Genomic DNA, 19,877 nt, shown 5'->3' with positions numbered 1-19,877 from the left:
ATGGGTCGAGTGCAGGACAAAGTCGTTCTGGTTACCGGAGGGGCCCGCGGTCAAGGCCGCAGCCACGCCGTTAAACTGGCCGAGGAGGGCGCTGATGTCATCCTCTTCGACATCTGTCACGACATCGAGACCAACGAATACCCGCTGGCGACATCGCGTGATCTCGAAGAAGCGGGTCTGGAGGTGGAGAAGACCGGCCGCAAGGCCTACACCGCCGAGGTCGACGTGCGAGACCGAGGGGCGGTAAATCGCGAACTTGCCAATGCGGTAGCCGAATTCGGCAGACTCGACGTGGTAGTCGCCAATGCGGGCATCTGTCCTCTGGGCGCTCAGTTGCCTGTTCAGGCCTTCGTCGACGCCTTCGACGTCGACTTCGTCGGTGTCGTCAACACCGTGCACGCGGCGCTGCCGTTCCTGAAGTCTGGTGCGTCGATCATTACGACCGGTTCGGTCGCCGGCCTGATAGCGGCCGCACAGCCCCCCGGGACGGGTGGCCCCCAGGGCCCGGGTGGCGCGGGCTACTGTTACGCCAAGCAGTTGGTGGATTCCTACACGCTCCGGCTCGCGGCGCAGCTGGCACCACAGTCGATCCGCGCCAACGTTGTTCATCCCACGAACGTGAATACGTCCATGCTCAACAGTGCGCCGATGTACCGGCAGTTCCGGCCGGACCTGGAGGCGCCGAGCCGAGATGATGCCCTGTTGGCGTTCCCCGCTATGCAGGCGATGCCTACTCCGTACGTCGAGGCCTCGGACATCTCGAATGCGGTCTGCTTCCTGGCCTCGGACGAGTCCCGGTTTGTGACGGGCTTGCAGTTGAAGGTCGACGCCGGCGCCATGCTGAAATTCTAGGAGGGATCAATGACCACCACCGAGAAGACCGGCGCCGAGGCGGCCGCCGAAGAGGGCCGCATCACCGACGAGGACATCGAACGCGCCAGGGGGCAGATCGGAATTCCTGTCCACCAGCGCGACGAAGCGTGGCACAAGCTGCCGTCGGCCGACGCCATCACGCATTTCGCGTTCGGCTGCGGTGATGACAACCCCCTGTTCCACGATCCGACGTATGGACCGACGACGCGCTGGCACGGACAGATCGCGTCGCCGACCTTCCCGATCGCGACGGGCCTGGATCAGACTCCGAAATTTACCGATCCGGAGCGAAAGAAGCTGTTCCGCGGGCTGTTTCGCGGTACCGGCAAGTATTACTCGGGGGTGAAGTGGACGTGGTACCGCCCGATCTACGCGGGTAGGCCGGTGTTGGCGGAGAACTACACGCTGGATGTCCAGGTGAAGGACAGCGAATTCTCCGGTGGCCGTTCGGTCAAGGAGACCTATCGCTACCTCTATGTCGACATCGACGGCAATCCGATCGCCACCCGTGACGAGTCCTATATCAACGCCGAGCGTCATGGTTCGAAGAAGTCCGGGAAGCTCAAGGACATTGAGCGCAAGCACTGGACTCCCGAGGAGTTCGCTCAGGTCGAGGAAGAGTACGAGGCTGAGGTACGGCGAGGAGCCGATCCGCAATGGTGGGAGGACATCTCGGTGGGAGATGAACTTCCGGGAATCATCAAGGGCCCGTTGACCGTCGTCGACATCATCTCGATGCACATGGGCTGGGGCTGGGGTGGCTACGGCGTGGGGCCGCTGAAATTCGCCCACCAGCTGCGCAAGCGGATGCCCGCCTTCTACCAGCCGGATGAGTATGGCGTTCCTGATGTCGTGCAGCGACTGCACTGGGACGCTGAACGCGCTCAGGCACTGGGTATTCCGGCGCCGTATGACTACGGCCAGATGCGCGCAGCGTGGGTGAGTCACCTGCTCACCAACTGGATCGGTGACGACGGTTGGCTGGCCGAGATGGACCTTCAGTTGCGCGGCTTCAACTACCACGGAGACGTGCACCGGTGTACCGGCAGGGTCACCGCGAAGGGTGACGGAGCCGAAGACCCGGTGTCGCTGGACGTATTCGCCACCAGCCAGCGGGACGAAACCACCACGCGTGGCACGGCCAAAGTGTTGCTGCCGTCGAAAACGACGGGGGCTGTCGCGCTGCCGATCCCGGATACCGATCTCAGAAGGCGTGGGGCGCAAGTCGTTTCGCGGATTTCCGGTAGGGTCGGCGAAGAAATGCGACGACTGTATGGAGAGTGAGAAAGGCGTATGAAGAGACTCGTTCTAGAGCCGGAGCATGTGGCGTTCCGCGAGACGGTGCGGCAGTTCATCGAGCGTGAGCTCATGCCCAACGCCGAGAAGTGGGAGAACGACCGTCTTGTGGACCGATCGGCGTTCGTCGCTGCTGGCAAATACGGTTTGATCGGGTTCAACATGCCCGAGCAGTACGGCGGCGGTGGTGTCGATGACTTCCGGTTCAACGCGGTCATCGACGAGGAGATCGCCCGCTACGGGGGACCGGCGCCGTCGCTGAGCCTGCAGAACGACGTGGTGGGACCGTACTTCTCGTCGTTGGCCAACGAGGAACAGAAGCAGCGCTGGCTGCCGGGCATCATCAGCGGCGAACTGATCGTCGCCGTCGCGATGACCGAGCCTGGCGCGGGCAGCGACCTGGCCGGCATCCGTACCTCGGCCGTCCGTGATGGCGACGACTGGATCATCAACGGCACCAAGACGTTCATCTCGTCGGGTATCAACTGCGATCTGGTCGTGGTGGTGTGCCGTACCGACCCCGAGGCCGGTCACAAGGGCTTCACGTTGTTGGTCGTCGAGGCGGGCATGGACGGCTTCAGCCGTGGGCGAAAGCTCGCCAAAATGGGCTTGCACTACCAGGACACGGCCGAGTTGGCCTTCGAGAACGTGCGGGTCCCGTCGGCGAACCTGCTGGGCAAGGAGGGGCGGGGCTTCTATCACCTGATGCAAAACCTGCCTTCGGAACGGTTGTCGATTGCCATCTCGGCCATCGCCGGCGCGCGCGAGACCTGGCGGCAGACGTTGCAATATGCCAAGGACCGCAAGGCTTTTGGCCAGCCGATCGGTAGCTTCCAGCACAACCGATTCCTGTTGGCCGAGATGGACACTGAACTCGAGATCGGCGAGCAATACATCGACAGGTGCCTTCAGGCGGTAGTGGACGGGGAACTGACGGCGGTCGAGGCGTCGAAGGCCAAGTGGTGGTGCACCGAGACGGCCAAGAAGGTGATCGATGGCTGCGTGCAGTTGCACGGTGGCTATGGCTATATGACGGAATACCGGGTTACGCGCGACTATATGGACAACCGCATCATGACGATCTTCGGTGGCACCACCGAGATCATGAAGGACATCATCGGACGCGACCTCGGCCTATGATCCCGTTGTGGTGAACGGCGTTTCGGTCGAGCGCGATGGTGCGGTGCTACGGATCCGGCTGGATCGGCCGGAGAAGCTCAACGCCGTCGACACCCCCATGCTCGCCGAGTTGTCGGCCCGGCTGGGCGACGCTGCGGCAGATGACGCGGTCCGTGCGGTGTTGCTCAGCGGCGCCGGGCGAGCGTTCTGTTCCGGCGGCGACCTGACCGGCGATGAGACCGAGGGAGCGGCTCATGCCGCCAATCGGGTGGTCCGGGCGATCACCTCGCTACCAAAACCAGTCGTCGCCGGTGTACACGGTGGCGCGGTCGGCTTCGGGTGCGCGTTGGCGCTGGCCTGCGACCTGGTGGTAGCCGCACCATCGGCGTTTTTTCAGTTGGCCTTCACCCGGGTCGGGCTGATGCCGGACGGTGGTGCGTCCGCGCTGCTGCCAGGGCTGGTCGGCCGGGCACGTGCCGCGCGGATGGCAATGACAGCCGAAAGGGTTTCCGCGGAAACGGCATTCGAGTGGGGAATGATCGCCCACGTCACGTCCGTGGATGACTACGAGTCGGTACTCGAGGACGTGCTGCAGTCGGTTGCGTGCGGGCCCACAGTGTCATTCGGCTGGACCAAGCGCGCGCTGGCCGCAGCGACCCTGGGCGAACTCGAGCCGGTACAAGCGATCGAAGCCGAGGGGCAGCTGGCGTTGATCGACACCGCTGACTTCCGCGAAGGCGCGCGTGCCTTTCGGGAACGTCGCATCCCGAATTTTCGCGGGCACTGAACAAAGGAGAGTCGTCATATCGCGATGTCGAATTCTTGCCAGGCCAGTCGCTGGGCTGCTGCGGGGTCGGCTTGCACGCGTGATTTCCGGTCGAAGATCATGACCGCTCGGGTGGGGTCGGTGTAGCCGGGCCATCCGGCGCCCGGTGTGCCGGTGCGGGCGAATTCTACCCATCGGGATTGTAGGTCGTCGCTGACGCGCAACGCTGAACGCCGGTCGCCCGCGAGCGTGAGCAGTCTGCCAAATTTGTTGCGGTACACGTCGAATAGGGCGAGCAGGTCGGTGCCGTGGGTGGCGCCGATTCCCGACCATTGCAGTGTGCGCGGCGCGTAGTCGTAGCGGTACACATAGGTCGGGTTGTGTTTGCTATGTGCCTCGGCGATCTGCCAGGCTTCGGCGCTGAAGTAGCGGTCGCCACCGAGGCGGATACACGCGTCGGCTTTCGGATAGCCGGGGTAGGCGGCGTTGATGCGCGCCCGGACGGCCGGGGAGGTGTGGGCCAGCATCTCTTCGATCCGCGGTTCGGTCAGCGGCATATGGGTCATCATCAGGGTGAAGGCCTTGCCTTCGTAGGCGGTACTGCCGATGATCAGCGGTACCGGGTGTGCGTCACCGCGGTCCAGCACTTCGGCCGGGTCCTGCGGCAGGTAATCACCATCGATGGATGGGCCGAACGGAGCGTTGCCCGTTTCGCGGCTGGTGGACTTGAGCATCTGGTCGACCGCGGCGATGAGGCGCGCGGGATCGGCCTGCATCAATGCTTCCGCGCCCTGCCGCGGGGCTGCGCCCAGCAGCGCCGCCAGTTGCGCGGCGTATTCCTCGGCCTCGGCGGCGGTCCGAACCAGTCCCTTGGTCGTACTCTGGGCGATCGCCCGAGCGAACAGTCCCCGGGCGGGAGGCACGGCCAGCAGCGTGGCCACCGCGTGCGCGCCCGCACTTTCGCCGAAGATCGTCACGTTGTCGGGGTCGCCGCCGAAGCCGGCAATGTTGTCGCGCACCCAGCGCAGCGCCATCACCAGGTCACGCAGGAACAAGTTGCTGTCGATGGTGATGTCGGGAGTCGACAGTGACGACAGGGTCATGCAGCCCAGCGCGCCGACCCGGTAGTTGACCGACACGTACACGCAGCCTCGCCGCGCCAGTGCCGAACCGTTGTAGGGCGCAGAGCTGCCGAGAACGTAAGCGCCGCCGGGGATGTAGAACATCACCGGCAACGGCTCGTCGGTCGCCTCGGCCGGTGCAACCACATTGAGCGTCAGACAATCCTCACTCGTGGATTGGATTTTTCCGCTCAGCACCATATAGATCCGCCGCTGTGGGGCGGCGAACCCGAACTCGTCGCAGTAGCGGGCACCGGTCCAGGGCGCCGGCGGCTGGGGTGCGCGCAGTCGCAACGCCCCTACCGGCGGACGCGCATACGGGATCGATCGCCATTGCACCACCCCGTCGCCGGTGAAGCCGACCACCGTTCCCGCGGTGGTGTCGACCCGTTCCTTACGTATCGACGTGTCCATGAACTGCGGCCCCTCTACTTTGTCGTTGGTGTCTGATGTCGGCGTCAATGACCGTGCCGTGCGGGTGACGTATCGGGTCAGAGCCGACCTTGGTGCACCGTCGTCTGGGTGTGTCATACGGCGACGTCGAATTCTTGCCAGGCCAGTCGCTGGGCTGCTGCGGGGTCGGCTTGCACGCGTGATTTCCGGTCGAAGATCATGACCGCTCGGGTGGGGTCGGTGTAGCCGGGCCATCCGGCGCCCGGTGTGCCGGTGCGGGCGAAAGCCAAGAATCGGGATTGCAGGTCGTCGCTGACGCGCAACGCTGAACGCCGGTCGCCCGCGAGCGTGAGCAGTCTGCCAAATTTGTTGCGGTACACGTCGAATAGGGCGAGCAGGTCGGTGCCGTGGGTGGCGCCGATTCCCGACCATTGCAGTGTGCGCGGCGCGTAATCGTATCGATAGACGTACGTGGAGTTGTGTTCGCTGTGCGCCTCGGCGATCTGCCAGGCTGCGGCTCCGAACAGACGGTCGCCACCGAGGCGGATACACGCCTCGGCTTTCGGATAGCCGGGGTAGGCGGCTTCGATGCGTTCGCGGACGGCCGGGGTGGTTTCGGCCAGCATTTCTTCGATCAGCGGTTCGGTCACGGGTGCGTTGCCCATTATCCCGGTGAAGATCCTGCCCTCGTAGGCGGTACTGCCGATGATCAGCGGTACGGGGTGCGCATCGCCGCAGGCCATTGCATCTACCGGGTCCTGCGGCAGGTAATCGCCGTCGATGGATGGGCCGAACGGAGCCTTGCCCGTTTCGCGGCTGGTGGACTTGAGCATCTGGTCGACCGCGGCGATGAGGCGCGCGGGATCGGCCTGCATCAATGCTTCCGCGCCCTGCCGCGGGGCTGCGCCCAGCAGCGCCGCCAGTTGCGCGGCGTATTCCTCGGCCTCGGCGGCGGTCCGAACCAGTCCCTTGGTCGTACTCTGGGCGATCGCCCGAGCGAACAGTCCCCGGGCGGGAGGCACGGCCAGCAGCGTGGCCACCGCGTGCGCGCCCGCACTTGTGCCGAAGATCGTCACGTTGTCGGGGTCGCCGCCGAAGCCGGCAATGTTGTCGCGCACCCAGCGCAGCGCCATCACCAGGTCACGCAGGAACAAGTTGCTGTCGATGGTGATGTCGGGAGTCGACAGTGACGACAGGGTCATGCAGCCCAGCGCGCCGACCCGGTAGTTGACCGACACGTACACGCAGCCTCGCCGCGCCAGTGCCGAACCGTTGTAGGGCGCAGAGCTGCCGAGAACGTAAGCGCCGCCGGGGATGTAGAACATCACCGGCAACGGCTCGTCGGTCGCCTCGGCCGGTGCAACCACATTGAGCGTCAGACAATCCTCACTCGTGGATTGAGAATCGTCGACCCCTATGGCCGCAAAAACCGGCCGCAGCAGCCGCGGAAGCTTTAGCTGCGGCTGTGGGGCGGCGAACCCGAACTCGTCGCAGTAACGGGCACCAGTCCACGGAGCCGGCGGCTGGGGCGCGCGCAGTCGCAACGCTCCCACCGGTGGACGCGCATACGGGATCGATCGCCATTGCACCACCCCGTCGCCGGTGAAGCCGACCACCGTTCCCGCGGTGGTGTCGACCCGCTCCTGACGTATCGACGGATCCATCGTCAATGCTCCTTTTCCCTTGGCTGATCGGGTTGCCTTTGGTGGCTGATTTGATGCGGGCCTCTGCGCCTGCTGTGCCGTGCCCCTCTTGGATTCGCAGGTGGCGCTGTGTAGTACGTCGGGACCGGTTCAAGCGGCATTGTGACCGCTGATTCCAGCCCGCGCGAGCCGCGCAAACGCGCGCTCTGCCGTTGTCAGCAACTGCCAGACCCCTTCGATGTCCTGGAACACAAAGTCGCGCGACTCTTTGCATTCGAGCTCATTCAGCTAGAGAATGAGTCTCGCCCAACCGGTCTTGGAACGCAACACCCTGCTGCCCGCTCAGTGGTCGGCGAGGGCTGCAGCACCTCCGTGTTCGAGCGGAAGATACGAGGACAACATGGCTCCACCTGTAAGACTGAAGCGGTGACAGAACCTCGAGCGGCCAACGCGGCCGAACAGATCAGTGCCACGTTGCGGCGGGAAATCATTGATCACCTTCATGAGGGGGATCGCATCGGCCTGGCAGAAGAGCTGGCCAAGCGTTTCGGGGTGAGCAGTGCGACTGTGCGTCAGGCGCTGAGGGTGCTCGAGGCCGATGGTCTGGCGACAGTGCGGCGCGGCAATAGCGGTGGTTACTTCGCGAGCACGCCATCGGTGCAGGTTGTCTCGCGCTCGGCTTCTGCACTGCTCCAACGTCAAGGCACGCAACTCGCCGACCTGCTCATTTGTGCCCAACTCTTGGGGCCCGAACTCGCAGCGCTCGCCGCCATCAGCCCGAACGTGGCCGGCCGCAAAGCTGTCGTCGCATACGTCGAACAGGCCTGGTCCGGACACGATGACGCTGACGTCGACAGGGCGCTGGAAGTATCGGTTGAGTTGAGCCGCAGGATGGGCGAGCTGTGTGGAAGCCCCCCGTTGGCGTTGTTCGCCGCAGTACTCACCGACTTAGTGATGGATATCCAACGGCAAGTCAGACCAATGACACCGCCGGACTTGCTAAACAGATTGACTCGCCGCGTCCACGAAAGCCAGGTCCTGCTTGCACGGGCGATAGCCGACGGCAATATGCCGGCAGCGCGGCAAGCGCAGCATCTGCACAACAGCGGTCTCAGCGTGTAGGCGGTACCTGAACGCTCCGGGCCCGGCAGTATTTTGCGGTCGATCCTCGGGAGGTATTGCCCTTCATCCTGCCGGTCTCTACATTGATTAAGTGACAGAATGAGCCTGACCGCTAGTGGGCTCACGGGAAAGCTGATCTTGCGATGACCGCCGAGGTAGGCGCACGGCAAACATCTATCACGTCGCAGGCGCCATCGGCGACTGTGTTCGTCCCAGATCGAAGCAGGGGGATGCAAGATGACCATTGGGCTGCAAAGAGCAATGGCGTGGAGCGGCGTGGCGTTCTTGGTCATGATGGGTGCCGGATTCGTCATAACCGGCTTGTTGCCGCCTTTTGCGGCGATCAAGTCCGCCGACCAGGTTGCCCAGTTCTGGTCGACCAATACCGGCATCAAACGGTGTGGCCTGGCTATCATGCTGGCATCGTCCGGACTGGCGGCACCGCTGGGCGCGCTGATCGCCGTGCGCATCAAGCAGATCGAGGGACGATTCAGCCCACTGACCTACATCCAGTTGATCACAACCGCCGTCTTGGTGATGTCGGTAATAGTCCCGACTTTCGTATTTGCGGCGGCCTCCTTCCGCCCGGAAAGAGATCCGCAGATCACCCAGGCGCTTAACGACTTGGGCTGGCTACTCTACGTCATGAACTGGCCCTTCGGTACCATCGAGTGCCTCGCGATCGGCTCTGCGATCTTCAGTGATCACCGACCCCGTCCGGTGTTTCCACGTTGGCTCGCCTACTTCAACTTCTGGGCGGCATTCCTGTATATCGCTGCGGGACTGGTGGTTCTATTCAAAACCGGCCCTCTCGCGTGGAACGGAATACTCGCGTTCTGGGTTGTAGCAAGTGTCTTCGGTGCCTGGCTGATCATCATGACGTGGCAGCTGTTGGCGACTATCGGAGCGTCCACCGTCGTCGAAGCTGATCAGCAGCCCCGGTTATTCGCTGGCACAGCGCCCACCGAGTGACGAGCGACTACATGGGTAAATTGTCGGCAACCCTGCTGCGCAACTTGGCCAATGGGTCCATGGGGCCGCTAAGGACACTTCGGTGACTGCTACTGCGGAGATGCGGAACCCGATCGAGCCCAGCGGCGAGCGCTCGGCTGTCCGGGAGATCGGGCAGTGGGGCCAACGCTACCTACGGTCACATCCGTTGCAGTCGCTGCACACGGTGGGCGGCCAGGTAATGCTAGGTATCCGCACCATTCAATACTTTTGCGTCGATCTGTTCACCGGTCGATTCGTGGTGGGGGAGTTCGTCCGGCAAGCGGCGTTTATGGCTGGGACCGTAGCTGTCCCAACGTTGTTGGTGACAGTTCCGGTGGGCGTCACTTTGTCGATCCAGTTCTCGGTACTTGCTGGGCAAGTCGGTGCCCAGTCGTTGGCCGGCGCGGCGAATGGGCTGGTGGTGATCCGCCAGGGTGCTCCGCTGGTGGCGGCGATCCTGCTCGCGGCGGCTGTGGGCTCGGCAGTCAGCGCCGACTTGGGCTCGCGGACGATGCGCGAAGAAATCGACGCCATGGAAGTGATGGGTGTTTCGGTAATCCGGCGGCTGGTGGTTCCCCGGTTCGCTGCGGTCATTGTGGTGGGGGTCGCGTTGACCGGATTGGCCACCTGTGCAGGCTTTTTCGTGGGTTACCTCTTTAACGTGTACATGCAGCAGGGGACTCCCGGCACGTTCGTGTCAACATTCTCCTCGTTCGCGACCGTTAGCGATCTCGTCCTGGCCCTGGTCAAAGCAATAGTTTTCGGGGCGATCGTGGCCATCGTCGGCTGCCACAAGGGCTTGGATACGCGCGGCGGTCCCGCCGGGGTGGCGAACTCGGTGAACGCCGCGGTGGTTGAGTCGATATTGCTACTGATGATCGTCAATGTGGTGATGAGTCAGCTCTATATCCTCGTGTTCCCGAGGGCGACCCTGTAGCCATGGTGAGTACGAACTATCTGCCCGCGGGCACCCGGCCCTTCGTCCGAGCGGCGGGTGTGGGCGCACTCACGGTGGCCAAAGCCGGTCACATGCTGTACTTCTTCGGCGGAGTACTGGCAACGGTCCCAATCACCCTGCGCCGGTACCGTAACGAATTCCTGCGAAATCTGTCGGACATCTCGTGGGGCAACGGGGCGATTGTCGTCGGTGGCGGAACCGTCGGCGTCGCAATGGTTTTAGGAGTCACCGCGGGTGCGCTGCTGGCCATCGAGGGCTATGCCACCTTGAGCTTGCTGGGCCTGGGGCCAGCGACCGGGTTGTTGTCCTCGTGGGGATCGACGCGCGAACTGGTGCCGATCATGATCGCCCTTGCGTTTACCACGCAGGCGGGTTGTCGCTTCACCGCGCAATTAGGTGCCATGCGTATCGCCGAAGAGATCGACGCGCTGGACGCCATGGCCATCAAACCCATTCCCTATCTGGTGACGACCCGCGTCGTGGCATCGGTCGCCGCAACTATTCCGCTATTCCTGGCCTGCCTGGCGATCGCGTACTTGTCTGCTCAGATTGTGGTCGGCGTGATCGCTGATACATCCCCTGGGACGTATCTGCATTATTTCGCGTTGTTCAGCAGTGGCAGGGATGTTGTGTACGCGACGATCAAAGCCGTCATCTTCGTCTTCGTCGCGTCGGCTATTCAGTGCTACTACGGGTATTTCGCGTTCGGCGGTCCCGAGGGTGTTGGTGTAGCAGCTGGGCACGCACTGCGCGCGAGCATCACCGTCGTCATCATCTTGAACGCGCTGCTGACGATGGCCTTGTGGGGCGTCGACGCCGGCGCGAGGTTCGGCGGATAGCCATGCCGAACTCATTCGACTACGGAGGCCGCGGTCCGTCCAACGGACGGCTCTTTGCGGCGGGTGTCTCCTTCCTGCTGATCGTGGCCGCCGTCACCGCCCTCATGATTGCCAAATACCAAGGCAGACTGGACCCGATCGTGCGGGTCAGCGCCGAGCTGGTCAATGTGGGCGATGGATTGCCGGCCAAGTCGGACGTGAAGTTCCGAGGTGTCCTCGTCGGATTCGTATCCGATGTCGTTTCCGCCGGGGAGAGACGATCCAACATTGTCCGTATCGACCTCAAGCCCCAATACGTGTCGGGGATCCCCAATACGGTGACGGCGCGGGTGGTACCGTCCAATGTCTTCGCCGTGTCTTCGATCCAGTTGGTGGATAGCGGTAAGGGCTCGGCACCGTTGCGGGCCGGCGCGGTCATCCACGAGGACCAAAGTTTGCCGACCGTGCTCTTTCAGACCACGTTGAACAAGTTCCGGGCGGTGCTTACCGCGGTGGGGCGTGAGCCGTCCGCCGACAGTATCGGATGGCTGACGGCGTTGGGTGAGGCCACTCAGGGACGCGGTGATCGGCTGGAAGACGCCGGCAAAGACCTGAATGACATTGTCAACCAGCTGAATACCGTTGTCGGTGACGACACGGGCCCGTCCACGATTGCCTCCCTCACTGCCGCCGCTGACAGCCTGCGGAAGGCCGCGCCCGACCTTTTCGACGCCCTGGCGAGCGCGGTGAAACCAATGCAGACCCTTGCCGAGAAGCGTGCCGCGTTAACTGATTTCCTGTCCGCCGGGCTGAACACGGTAGGAGAGGTCGCCGATGCCTTTGACCATCAAACTGACAGACTGATCAACATCAGCACCCAGCTGACGCCTATGTTGGGTGTGCTCGCCGATAACTCTGACATCACCCGCACGATCATTGGCCGGATGGCAAAGACTATGGGCGAGTTCAACACCGCGGTGGATCCGCGAACACATTCGGGAGTTGCCAAGGCGGTTATCTCATTCACGCCTTCCCGGACGTACGTGCGCGCGGACTGCCCCCGCTACGGAGAGTTGAAAGGCCCGAGCTGCTTCACGGCACCGGAGGTGCCGGTCGCCCCGTCGTTGACGCCGGCACTGGGGTCTCGGGGCCTGCCGCTGCCGCCGGGTGTCTCAGAGAATCGGCCCAACCTGGCCCCGCCGCGAGAATCGATGACGCATGCGGGCGAGGTCGGCGAAGGTCCGCCTGCTCCCGAACAAGGCACACCCGGACCCCAACCGATGCTCCCGGCCGAATCCCCACCGCCACAGGGGCTTCCGGCCCAACCCGGTCTGCCGAGTTTGCAACCGCAATCGGCCGTCATCGGCGGCAACGTCGGCCCAGTCGGTAGTCGTCAGGAGAGAGACCAGTTGAGCTTCATCGTGGGTGGTCACGCGAATGCCGCCACTGAGTTGCTGTTAGGGCCGCTGGCGCGTGGAGCGACGGCGCATATTGCGCCGGATCCCGGGGGTGGACGATGAGTTATCGCAAGCCGTTGATCGGGCTGAGCCTATTCCTGGCAGTGGCGACAGTGGCGACCTGGATGGTGTTGGTAACGCTGCGCCGTGAGGTCGCCGGCCCAACGAACATCTACTCGGCGACCTTCACCGATGTTTCCGGGTTGCACGCCGGTGATGACGTTCGGGTGGCCGGAGTTCGTGTCGGACGGGTGGATCGAGTCGACCTGGACGGCACGCTCGCCAAAGTCACCTTCCAGGTGCAGCGCGACCAACCGGTCTACGACGACACCGTCGCATCGGTGACCTACCAGAACATCATCGGACAGCGATATCTCGGACTGTCACCGGGAACCTCGGGTGACCGAAGACTGCTGACGAACCGTGGACAGATCCCCCTCAAACACACCAAGCCGTCATTTGACATCGCCTACCTACTCAACGGGTTCGAACCGCTGTTCACCCTGCTGGACCCTCGGCAAGTGGACAACCTCACGACCGCGATCATCCAAGCGCTGCAAGGCGATTCCGGATCAGTACTGACACTGATCACACAAACGTCGGCGCTTGCCGAGTCGCTGGCCGGGCCCGATCAAGTCCTTGGCGAGGTCATCAGCAACCTCAACGACGTGGTCAGCAATCTGGCGAAACAGGACGGCAACCTGAACGCAGTGATTCATCAAACCCGGGATATCATGGTGATTCTCGCGAACCGGCGCGATCAGTTGGTGACATCGGCGGGTTCGATCAACGCGGCGGTGGCTCGGCTGGCGACGATCACTAACAACATCTATCCCGATCTGCGGGAACTCATTAGCCGTGAGCCTGGAATCCTCGGGCACCTCGCCGGTGAAGGTCGGGATCGCTTCTCTTATATGGGGGCGAACACCATTATCTTGCTAAAGGGCCTTGCTCGGGTAAGCCAGGCGGGAAGCTATGCCGACGCTTACATATGCGACGTCAATTCCACGATCTTCGCATTTCTTGGTCGGCTGATTCCCGCCGTTGTTCGACTTGCGTCACCGGGCAATATCATCCAGCATTCATCGGTTTGTAGGTGATACACCATGTTTGAGCGGTTCAAGCGCCCCATCGAGGGATACAACAAGATCTGGCTGGGTACCATCTCGGTGGCCGTCATCGCGGTGGTGGTGGTAGTGGTCGTTGGGATCGGCCGAATGTCGTTGAGTCAGAACGGCTATCAGGGCGAGTTCCTCCAGGCAGCCCAGATTCATCCGGGCGACCAGGTCACGATCGCTGGGATTCCCGTGGGTGCTGTCAAGGGTGTGGACCTGGCCCGCGACCGTGTCATCGTAAAATTCAAAGTACGCAACGACATTCACCTGGGCAGCGACACGCGGGCTGCGATCAAACTGACCACCCTGCTGGGATCACGTTACCTCGAGTTGTCCCCGGCAGGTGCCGGCGACCTCGATCACCACAGGATCGGTTTGGCAAACACATCGGTTCCCTACGATCTGCAAAAGACGCTGACGGATGCGACGACCACCTTCGAACAGCTGGATGCCGATCGCGTCGCCGAATCGATGACCACCCTGTCCCACGGCCTCGCCGGTGTGCCCGACGCGCTACCCCAAGCACTGGATAACGTGAAATCGCTCGCCGCTGTCATTTCCGGGCGGCGCGATCAGATCGGCTCCCTACTCAGGAGTGTCGATACTGTCACCGCGCTGATCCGCAATCAGAAAGCAGATCTTGGATCACTGGTCCTAGACGGTCGAGACCTGTTGGCTGAGATAGTCTCCCGGCGTGCCGCGGTGCAGCGGCTGTTCGCCAGCGCGACCGCGTTGGTCAACACGATCAAGACCATCCTCGATGACTCGCCGGCGATCAACCGCATGCTGATAAATATGCGGGACTTCTCCCACATGATCGCTGAAAAAGACGCACTACTCCGCAACACACTCCAAGCCATGCCGCTGCCATTGCGTAACCTCACCAACGTCAGTGGTAGCGGGACCTCGCTCGACCTCAACGTTCCTGCCGGTATCTTCATCGACTCATGGATGTGTGCGCTCAGCGCACGCGCCAAACAGTTCAATCTGCCCGAATACTTCAAGGACTGCCAACCAGCACCAGATCCATTTCCCGGTTGGCCCCCGCCCGATCCGGCAAGGGCGCAGCGATGAGCCGCACGCGTGTAGCAGCCGTGGCAGCGCTGATCGCAACAGGGCTAGCTGTCGCAGGCTTCGCCGTGATACCAGGCGATGTCGACCGGCGCATGACGATGACGGCCCAGTTCGAGGACAGCATCGGGCTCTACAAGGGCAACGACGTGTCCGTGTTGGGCATGCCGGTCGGGAAAGTGACCAGCATCGTCCCCAAAGACAGCTACGTCGAAGTCAAACTCGAGATCGACAAGGGTGTCGACATCCCCGCCGATGTTCAAGCCGTAACCGTCTCCACGTCGATCCTGACCGATCGCCACATCGAACTGACCCCCGCCTACCGCAGCGGGCCGAAGATGAAGAACGGCGACGTGCTGGGCCTGACCCGAACTCGCACACCGGTCGAGTTCGACCGGACACTGGCAATGGTCAATAAACTCTCGCTGGCCCTGCGCGGTGACGGCAGGGGGTCCGGGCCGGTAGCCGATCTGGTCACCATCGGCGACCAAATGGCCACCGGCAAGGGAGCGAACATCAAAGCGACCCTCGATCAGCTCTCGCAGGCGCTGCGTCTGGGCGCCGACAACGGAGCCCAGACCAAGAAGGACATCCAGGCGATCGTGACTAATCTCGCGGAGCTGACACAGGCAGCCGCCGACAACGACACCGCTATACGCGGATTCGGTTCGAACATCCGCCAGCTCAGCGACATCCTCGCCGACCAGCACGTGGGCACGGGCGACACCGGCGCTAAGCTCAATCAGATACTGGCTCAAGCGGACTCGCTGCTGCAAGCCAACCGCGATCGACTCAAGGGCGCCGTCGGCGATTTCCAAATCCTCACCAAGGCCGTGTCCGACCATCGCCGCGACTTAGCAGAGACGCTCGACGTTCTGCCCCTGCTTGCCGACAACATTTACAACTCGATCGACAGCAACTTCGGGGCCATCCGCGCACACGCACTCGTTGACAAACTCCTCGTCGATTCCCAATTGACAAAGGAGGTCTGCAATCTCGCGGCAATCAAAGACTTGGGATGCGCAACGGGCACGATCACCGATTACGGACCGGACTTCGGCATGCGCTTCCTGGGCGACGGCGTAGTCGGCATGCTAGAAAAAATGGCGGGGGGGCGTCCGTGACGCACGGCGCAGATGTCCTCTGCCGCGGCTGGCGAAGTGTGGTGGCGGCCGGGTTGACCATGCTGCTTGCCGGCTGCGCCACCGGATTGGACAGTGTGCCGTTGCCGGCACCCGGTCGCGCCGGCGCCGGTATCTCCTTGACTGCTCTATTCTCCGACGCGCTGAATTTGCCTGCACAGGCGAAGGTCAAGCTCAACGGCGCCGACATCGGTGAAGTGGAATCAATACGTGCACACAACTTCACCGCGTACGTGAGGATGCGGGTCAACACTGATGTCCGGTTGCACGTCGGTGCCACCGCGGAGCTGCGTTCGGCTACTCCGCTCGGTGACATATTCGTCGCAATTCGACCCGGCCCCAACGAAACTCCCGGTGCGCCGTTGTTGCGCGACGGCGACACAATCGCATTGAACTCCACATCCGCCTCGGCGCCCATCGAAGAAGTCCTCTCTTCGGCGGCGCTGCTGGTTAACGGAGGTGCCATCCGCCGGCTGGTGTCGGTCGTCAACGGCGCCGGTTCGGCGGCCGGCGGACGCGGCGAGAAGGTTGCCGCGCTCCTGCAGCACTCCAACGCTCTGATATCGCGGCTGAACGCTCGCTCGAATCAGATCGATCGTGCACTGCGCAGTACCAATGAATTGGCCACCAGCCTGTCGGCACGTCGGGACACCCTGAATGAGGCCATCACGGCAGCGGCGCCGGCGACCAGCGCGATCAGAGAAAATACCGCAGAGCTGGCCGACACCGTCGAGGCGGTCGCACGTATCACTAAGCAGCTCAATCGGTTCCCATCCTTGCGGGGCACCGACACCCGCAGCGCGATTGCGGACCTCAACCGCTTGTCGGCGATGTTCAACGACGTCAGCGTCGATCCCAATCTCAGCTTGACCCCGTTCAATTCGATAATGGGGGAATTCATCAAATGGACCGATTCGACCGCGATACACGCCGATGGGATCGTTACGCAACTCGCCATCGGTGCTTTACCCGACAAGAACTACCCTGGTGATCCGGAATTTCACTTGCCCGACGGCACCGATTGGCATGCCATGGTCGGCAGCCTCAGATACGAGTGGAACCTGTTGCTGAGCCGGATATACGGACCGGAGCATCGGCCCCGGTGATGGTTGTGTCAACGAATCCGCTGGAGTGGTCGGCGCGTCTGATCATCGACTCCGTCCGGACGCTGACGCGCCGCCGGCTTACGGCGTCGGTGGGCGGTCTTGTCTTGACCCTGCTCGTCGCCGCGACCTACATCGTGGTGGGATCGTTGGGCATCAATCCAGCACGCTCGACGATCTCGGTGCGGGTGCTCCTGCCCGAGTCGGGTGGGTTGTTACCCAACCAGGACGTGACGCTGCGCGGAGTACCGATCGGCCGGGTCGAGTCGGTCGACTTCAGCGGCACCGGTGTGGTGGCGCTCGCCGCAATCGACGCCAACGTGCGAGTGCCCAAGAACAGCGCCGTGCGTGTCTCGGGTCTGTCGCCGGCCGGCGAACAGTATCTGGATTTTCGGCCGGTGGGCGAGCGGGGACCGGCATTGACCGACGGCAGCGTTGTCGGGGAAAACCAGACAGCCGTTCCGGTGTCGTTGGCGCGACTGCTCGCTGGCGGCGACGGGTTGCTGGCTCAGCTGGATCCCCGAAAACTTGCCGTCATCACCGATGAGCTGCGGGTGGGACACCAGGGTCCGCAGAAGCTGGCAGCACTGTTAGACGGCGGCGCCTTTTTAATCTCGACGCTCGATTCGGTACTGCCGCAAACCGTTAGCGTCCTGCGCACCAGCCGCACTGTGTTAACGACGCTGGCCGACGTCAGCCCGGGTCTGCATCACACGTCTCAGAACCTGCAGGACATCCTGCGTGGGGTTAATGCGATGGACGGCGGCGTTCGCCGTCTGCTCGATCGCGGCAGTGCGCCCTTGACCGCACTAGACTCGATCTTTGCCGACAATTCCGACACCATGGCCCAATTGCTGGTCAATCTCACCACAATCGCACAGGTATCGTATGCCCATATTCCCGCGTTGCAGGCACTGTTAGCCGCCCCGCGGCCGTCGGCGTTAGATGCCCTACGCAGCATTATCCACGACGGCGCCTTCTGGGCGATCGCGGACATCTACCCGCGTTACGGTTGCGACTACAACCTGCCGCGACGGCCACCCACCGTGCCCGATTTCCCCGAGCCGTACCTCTACACGTATTGCGCTGATCCCGACCCCGCTGTGCTGATTCGCGGTGCCCGCAATGCGCCACGACCGCCCGGCGATGACACCGCGGGCCCGCCCCCGGGCTATGACCCCCTCGCGCAAACCGACCCAACACCAGTGGGCCCCAACACAATGCCCACACCATACGGCGGGCCGCAGCTGCCCTTGAAAGTACCCAACTAGGAGACACCGCTATGGCGACAAAGATCTTCAAGCGAGCAAATGGACAAAGCGTCTTCGATAAGCTGACTGAAGACGGTCCGCCGGACACCGAGGCGACGCCTGAAGAAATCGGAAAGGCCGGTAGTACAACGGAACTCGGTTCCAGCGAGCCAACCGGGTTACCCGACGATGATGCCGATGGTGCCGACCATCCCAACGCCACTGACGACGGTGAAGACGCCGACAACGTTGTCGACAGTGAGACCCCGCTACCCTCGCGTCGCCGACGGTGGCTTCGACGCATTCTTGCCGCGGCTGCGGGCGTTGTTTTCGTTGCGGCATTGGGATTGTCGGGGTTCCTGGGTTGGCAACTCAAACAGCAGAACGACACCGCCGCGGCCGGGCGCGCCGCCCTGGCAGCAGCCCAAAAATATGCCGTCATCTTGACGAGCATTGACACCAATAATGTCGACCAGAATTTCACCCAGGTGCTCGACGGCGCCACCGGCGGATTCAAAGACATGTACAGCCAGTCGGCCAGCCAACTGCGCCAACTCCTTATCGACAACAAGGCCATGAGCAAGGGCATCGTCATCGAGTCGGCCATCAAATCGGCGACCAAGACGAAGGTCGAGGTCCTGATCTTCATCGATCAATCGATCAGGAACACCGCCAATCCCCAACCGCGTATCGACCGCAGCAGAGTTGCGATGACGATGGAACTCATCGACAACCGTTGGCTAGCAAGCAAAGTTGACCTCAAATAGCTCCATCAACTCAATACTGCGAAAGCCACGCGCGGTTCTCCCTGAATACAACGAACAGCAGTGTCGTCTGCGGAAAGTGGAGGTAAGTCGGCGTGAACGCTATGCGGATACCTCGTCGATTGTTGTTGGTATTAGCGACGGTCGCTGCGATCCCGTTGTCTGCGGTGACCGCGGCCCGGGCCGAACCCATCGCCAATGGGCTCAGCTTGGCCGTTGTGCCTGGCATGGTGGCCGGCGCCAGCCCTGATGGCTTGGGTACCTGGAGCGTTCACTATCAACGGGTCGACGGCGGTAACCCCGATGTCGGCGCCGCCATCAACGCTGGCATTGACGCCGAGGCCATGCGAGAGGTGCAGCAATACACGTGGGACGCATCGACAAAGCACTTCTGGACTTTCGACGCGACCGGCACGGCTTCCGTCCGCCCGATCACGGTTTCGGAGCTCTTTGTCGGCCGATACAACACCGCTGAACCCAATATGCCGTTGCCCACGGTGGCCACCGTAGTGTTCGACAACCGCAGCGGAATCCTCATCACCTGGGACAATCTGTTTCGCGATAAGACGGCCGGCCTGACTCGGCTGTCCGAACAGACCGCGGCGATCCTGCCGACCGTCTATCCGCCGCCTCACCCCGGCGACTGGGGCCGCGGTGGCGGACTCGCCCCGCTCGATATCAACTTCAAGAACTGGATTCCCACCGCGCAAGGAGTCGAGTTGCACTTCCCCGATATCCAATTCGGACGGGGGCTCAAAGTGATCACAGTGCCCTGGGTCAACATACAAGACCTCATAGCACCGGAATTCCTGCCGCTCATGAGCTGACCCCGAGTTCGGCGGTATCGGACGTGACTACAAAGCACGGACTAGG

At 62.7% G+C, this 19,877-nt stretch carries 18 protein-coding genes; 16 read left to right on the top strand and 2 right to left on the bottom strand.

Annotated elements, in window-relative coordinates:
• Genes AC0KTM_RS12645 through AC0KTM_RS12630 form a run of 4 tightly spaced genes read left to right on the top strand, consistent with a single transcriptional unit; the run spans position 1 to position 4,075 of the window.
• Positions 1–852 carry a mycofactocin-coupled SDR family oxidoreductase gene (locus AC0KTM_RS12645; protein WP_472415680.1) on the top strand — a complete coding sequence of 284 codons (852 nt, stop codon included), beginning with the start codon at positions 1–3 and terminating at the stop codon, positions 850–852.
• Positions 853–861: 9 nt separating this feature from the next.
• Positions 862–2,157: an FAS1-like dehydratase domain-containing protein gene (locus AC0KTM_RS12640; RefSeq protein ID WP_472415679.1), complete on the top strand. Its 1,296-nt coding sequence runs from the start codon at positions 862–864 to the stop codon at positions 2,155–2,157.
• Between the two features lie 9 nt (positions 2,158–2,166).
• Positions 2,167–3,309 (top strand): acyl-CoA dehydrogenase family protein, encoded by a 1,143-nt coding sequence (locus AC0KTM_RS12635; protein WP_472415678.1) that lies wholly within the window; start codon positions 2,167–2,169, stop codon positions 3,307–3,309.
• 10 nt (positions 3,310–3,319) lie between these two features.
• Entirely contained in the window at positions 3,320–4,075 is a 756-nt protein-coding gene (locus tag AC0KTM_RS12630; RefSeq protein WP_472417462.1) for an enoyl-CoA hydratase-related protein, read from the top strand.
• 14 nt (positions 4,076–4,089) lie between these two features.
• On the opposite strand, the gene AC0KTM_RS12625 is transcribed toward AC0KTM_RS12630, so the two are convergent.
• Both AC0KTM_RS12625 and AC0KTM_RS12620 read right to left on the bottom strand, forming a co-directional pair.
• Positions 4,090–5,589 (bottom strand): carboxylesterase/lipase family protein, encoded by a 1,500-nt coding sequence (locus AC0KTM_RS12625; RefSeq protein WP_472417461.1) that lies wholly within the window; start codon positions 5,587–5,589, stop codon positions 4,090–4,092.
• Positions 5,590–5,702: 113 nt separating this feature from the next.
• Positions 5,703–7,232, bottom strand: a complete 1,530-nt coding sequence (locus AC0KTM_RS12620; RefSeq protein ID WP_472415677.1) for a carboxylesterase/lipase family protein — start codon at positions 7,230–7,232, stop codon at positions 5,703–5,705.
• Between the two features lie 141 nt (positions 7,233–7,373).
• On the opposite strand from AC0KTM_RS12620, the gene AC0KTM_RS12615 reads away from it, so the two are divergent.
• From AC0KTM_RS12615 to AC0KTM_RS12560, 12 genes are all read left to right on the top strand, one after another.
• Entirely contained in the window at positions 7,374–8,333 is a 960-nt protein-coding gene (locus AC0KTM_RS12615) for a FadR/GntR family transcriptional regulator (RefSeq protein ID WP_472415676.1), read from the top strand.
• A gap of 237 nt (positions 8,334–8,570) precedes the next feature.
• Positions 8,571–9,305 carry a hypothetical protein gene (locus AC0KTM_RS12610; protein ID WP_472415675.1) on the top strand — a complete coding sequence of 245 codons (735 nt, stop codon included), beginning with the start codon at positions 8,571–8,573 and terminating at the stop codon, positions 9,303–9,305.
• Positions 9,306–9,405: 100 nt separating this feature from the next.
• Positions 9,406–10,263, top strand: coding sequence for an MlaE family ABC transporter permease (locus tag AC0KTM_RS12605; RefSeq protein WP_472417459.1), 858 nt, complete (start codon positions 9,406–9,408; stop codon positions 10,261–10,263).
• A 2-nt stretch (positions 10,264–10,265) separates the two neighbouring features.
• Positions 10,266–11,123, top strand: a complete 858-nt coding sequence (locus tag AC0KTM_RS12600) for an ABC transporter permease (protein WP_472415674.1) — start codon at positions 10,266–10,268, stop codon at positions 11,121–11,123.
• Positions 11,124–11,125: 2 nt separating this feature from the next.
• Entirely contained in the window at positions 11,126–12,622 is a 1,497-nt protein-coding gene (locus AC0KTM_RS12595; protein WP_472415673.1) for an MlaD family protein, read from the top strand.
• Complete coding sequence (locus AC0KTM_RS12590) at positions 12,619–13,659, top strand: MCE family protein (RefSeq protein ID WP_472415672.1); 1,041 nt, start codon at positions 12,619–12,621, stop codon at positions 13,657–13,659. Before AC0KTM_RS12595 ends, AC0KTM_RS12590 begins: the two co-directional genes overlap by 4 nt.
• Positions 13,660–13,665: 6 nt before the next feature.
• A complete protein-coding gene (locus tag AC0KTM_RS12585) occupies positions 13,666–14,748 on the top strand; it encodes an MCE family protein (RefSeq protein WP_472415671.1) in 1,083 nt (360 codons plus the stop codon).
• Entirely contained in the window at positions 14,745–15,869 is a 1,125-nt protein-coding gene (locus AC0KTM_RS12580; protein ID WP_472415670.1) for an MCE family protein, read from the top strand. The genes AC0KTM_RS12585 and AC0KTM_RS12580 overlap by 4 nt, the downstream gene beginning before the upstream one ends.
• Positions 15,866–16,993 (top strand): MlaD family protein, encoded by a 1,128-nt coding sequence (locus AC0KTM_RS12575; RefSeq protein WP_472415669.1) that lies wholly within the window; start codon positions 15,866–15,868, stop codon positions 16,991–16,993. The genes AC0KTM_RS12580 and AC0KTM_RS12575 overlap by 4 nt, the downstream gene beginning before the upstream one ends.
• Positions 16,993–18,261: an MlaD family protein gene (locus tag AC0KTM_RS12570; RefSeq protein WP_472417457.1), complete on the top strand. Its 1,269-nt coding sequence runs from the start codon at positions 16,993–16,995 to the stop codon at positions 18,259–18,261. Before AC0KTM_RS12575 ends, AC0KTM_RS12570 begins: the two co-directional genes overlap by 1 nt.
• An 11-nt stretch (positions 18,262–18,272) precedes the next feature.
• Positions 18,273–19,007: a DUF3329 domain-containing protein gene (locus AC0KTM_RS12565; protein ID WP_472415668.1), complete on the top strand. Its 735-nt coding sequence runs from the start codon at positions 18,273–18,275 to the stop codon at positions 19,005–19,007.
• Between the two features lie 224 nt (positions 19,008–19,231).
• Entirely contained in the window at positions 19,232–19,831 is a 600-nt protein-coding gene (locus AC0KTM_RS12560; RefSeq protein ID WP_472415667.1) for a DUF3298 domain-containing protein, read from the top strand.
• Positions 19,832–19,877: the final 46 nt, after the last annotated feature.

It is taken from the genome of Mycobacterium sp. NTMscope_Eco_3 (assembly GCF_976985685.1).
The sequence above is the reverse complement of the archived record's forward strand: the minus strand, read 5'-3'. Positions and strand labels throughout refer to the sequence as shown.

Excerpts from the sequence above, each read along its gene's own strand:
- AC0KTM_RS12595 (WP_472415673.1), top strand. The coding sequence starts at position 11,126 with ATGCCGAACTCATTCGACTACGGAGGCCGCGGTCCGTCCAACGGACGG.
- AC0KTM_RS12605 (WP_472417459.1), top strand. The coding sequence starts at position 9,406 with ATGCGGAACCCGATCGAGCCCAGCGGCGAGCGCTCGGCTGTCCGGGAG.
- AC0KTM_RS12570 (WP_472417457.1), top strand. The coding sequence starts at position 16,993 with ATGGTTGTGTCAACGAATCCGCTGGAGTGGTCGGCGCGTCTGATCATC.
- AC0KTM_RS12610 (WP_472415675.1), top strand. The coding sequence starts at position 8,571 with ATGACCATTGGGCTGCAAAGAGCAATGGCGTGGAGCGGCGTGGCGTTC.
- AC0KTM_RS12625 (WP_472417461.1), bottom strand. The coding sequence starts at position 5,589 with ATGGACACGTCGATACGTAAGGAACGGGTCGACACCACCGCGGGAACG.
- AC0KTM_RS12585 (WP_472415671.1), top strand. The coding sequence starts at position 13,666 with ATGTTTGAGCGGTTCAAGCGCCCCATCGAGGGATACAACAAGATCTGG.
- AC0KTM_RS12580 (WP_472415670.1), top strand. The coding sequence starts at position 14,745 with ATGAGCCGCACGCGTGTAGCAGCCGTGGCAGCGCTGATCGCAACAGGG.
- AC0KTM_RS12645 (WP_472415680.1), top strand. The coding sequence starts at position 1 with ATGGGTCGAGTGCAGGACAAAGTCGTTCTGGTTACCGGAGGGGCCCGC.
- AC0KTM_RS12640 (WP_472415679.1), top strand. The coding sequence starts at position 862 with ATGACCACCACCGAGAAGACCGGCGCCGAGGCGGCCGCCGAAGAGGGC.
- AC0KTM_RS12620 (WP_472415677.1), bottom strand. The coding sequence starts at position 7,232 with ATGGATCCGTCGATACGTCAGGAGCGGGTCGACACCACCGCGGGAACG.
- AC0KTM_RS12560 (WP_472415667.1), top strand. The coding sequence starts at position 19,232 with ATGGTGGCCGGCGCCAGCCCTGATGGCTTGGGTACCTGGAGCGTTCAC.
- AC0KTM_RS12600 (WP_472415674.1), top strand. The coding sequence starts at position 10,266 with ATGGTGAGTACGAACTATCTGCCCGCGGGCACCCGGCCCTTCGTCCGA.
- AC0KTM_RS12565 (WP_472415668.1), top strand. The coding sequence starts at position 18,273 with ATGGCGACAAAGATCTTCAAGCGAGCAAATGGACAAAGCGTCTTCGAT.
- AC0KTM_RS12635 (WP_472415678.1), top strand. The coding sequence starts at position 2,167 with ATGAAGAGACTCGTTCTAGAGCCGGAGCATGTGGCGTTCCGCGAGACG.
- AC0KTM_RS12590 (WP_472415672.1), top strand. The coding sequence starts at position 12,619 with ATGAGTTATCGCAAGCCGTTGATCGGGCTGAGCCTATTCCTGGCAGTG.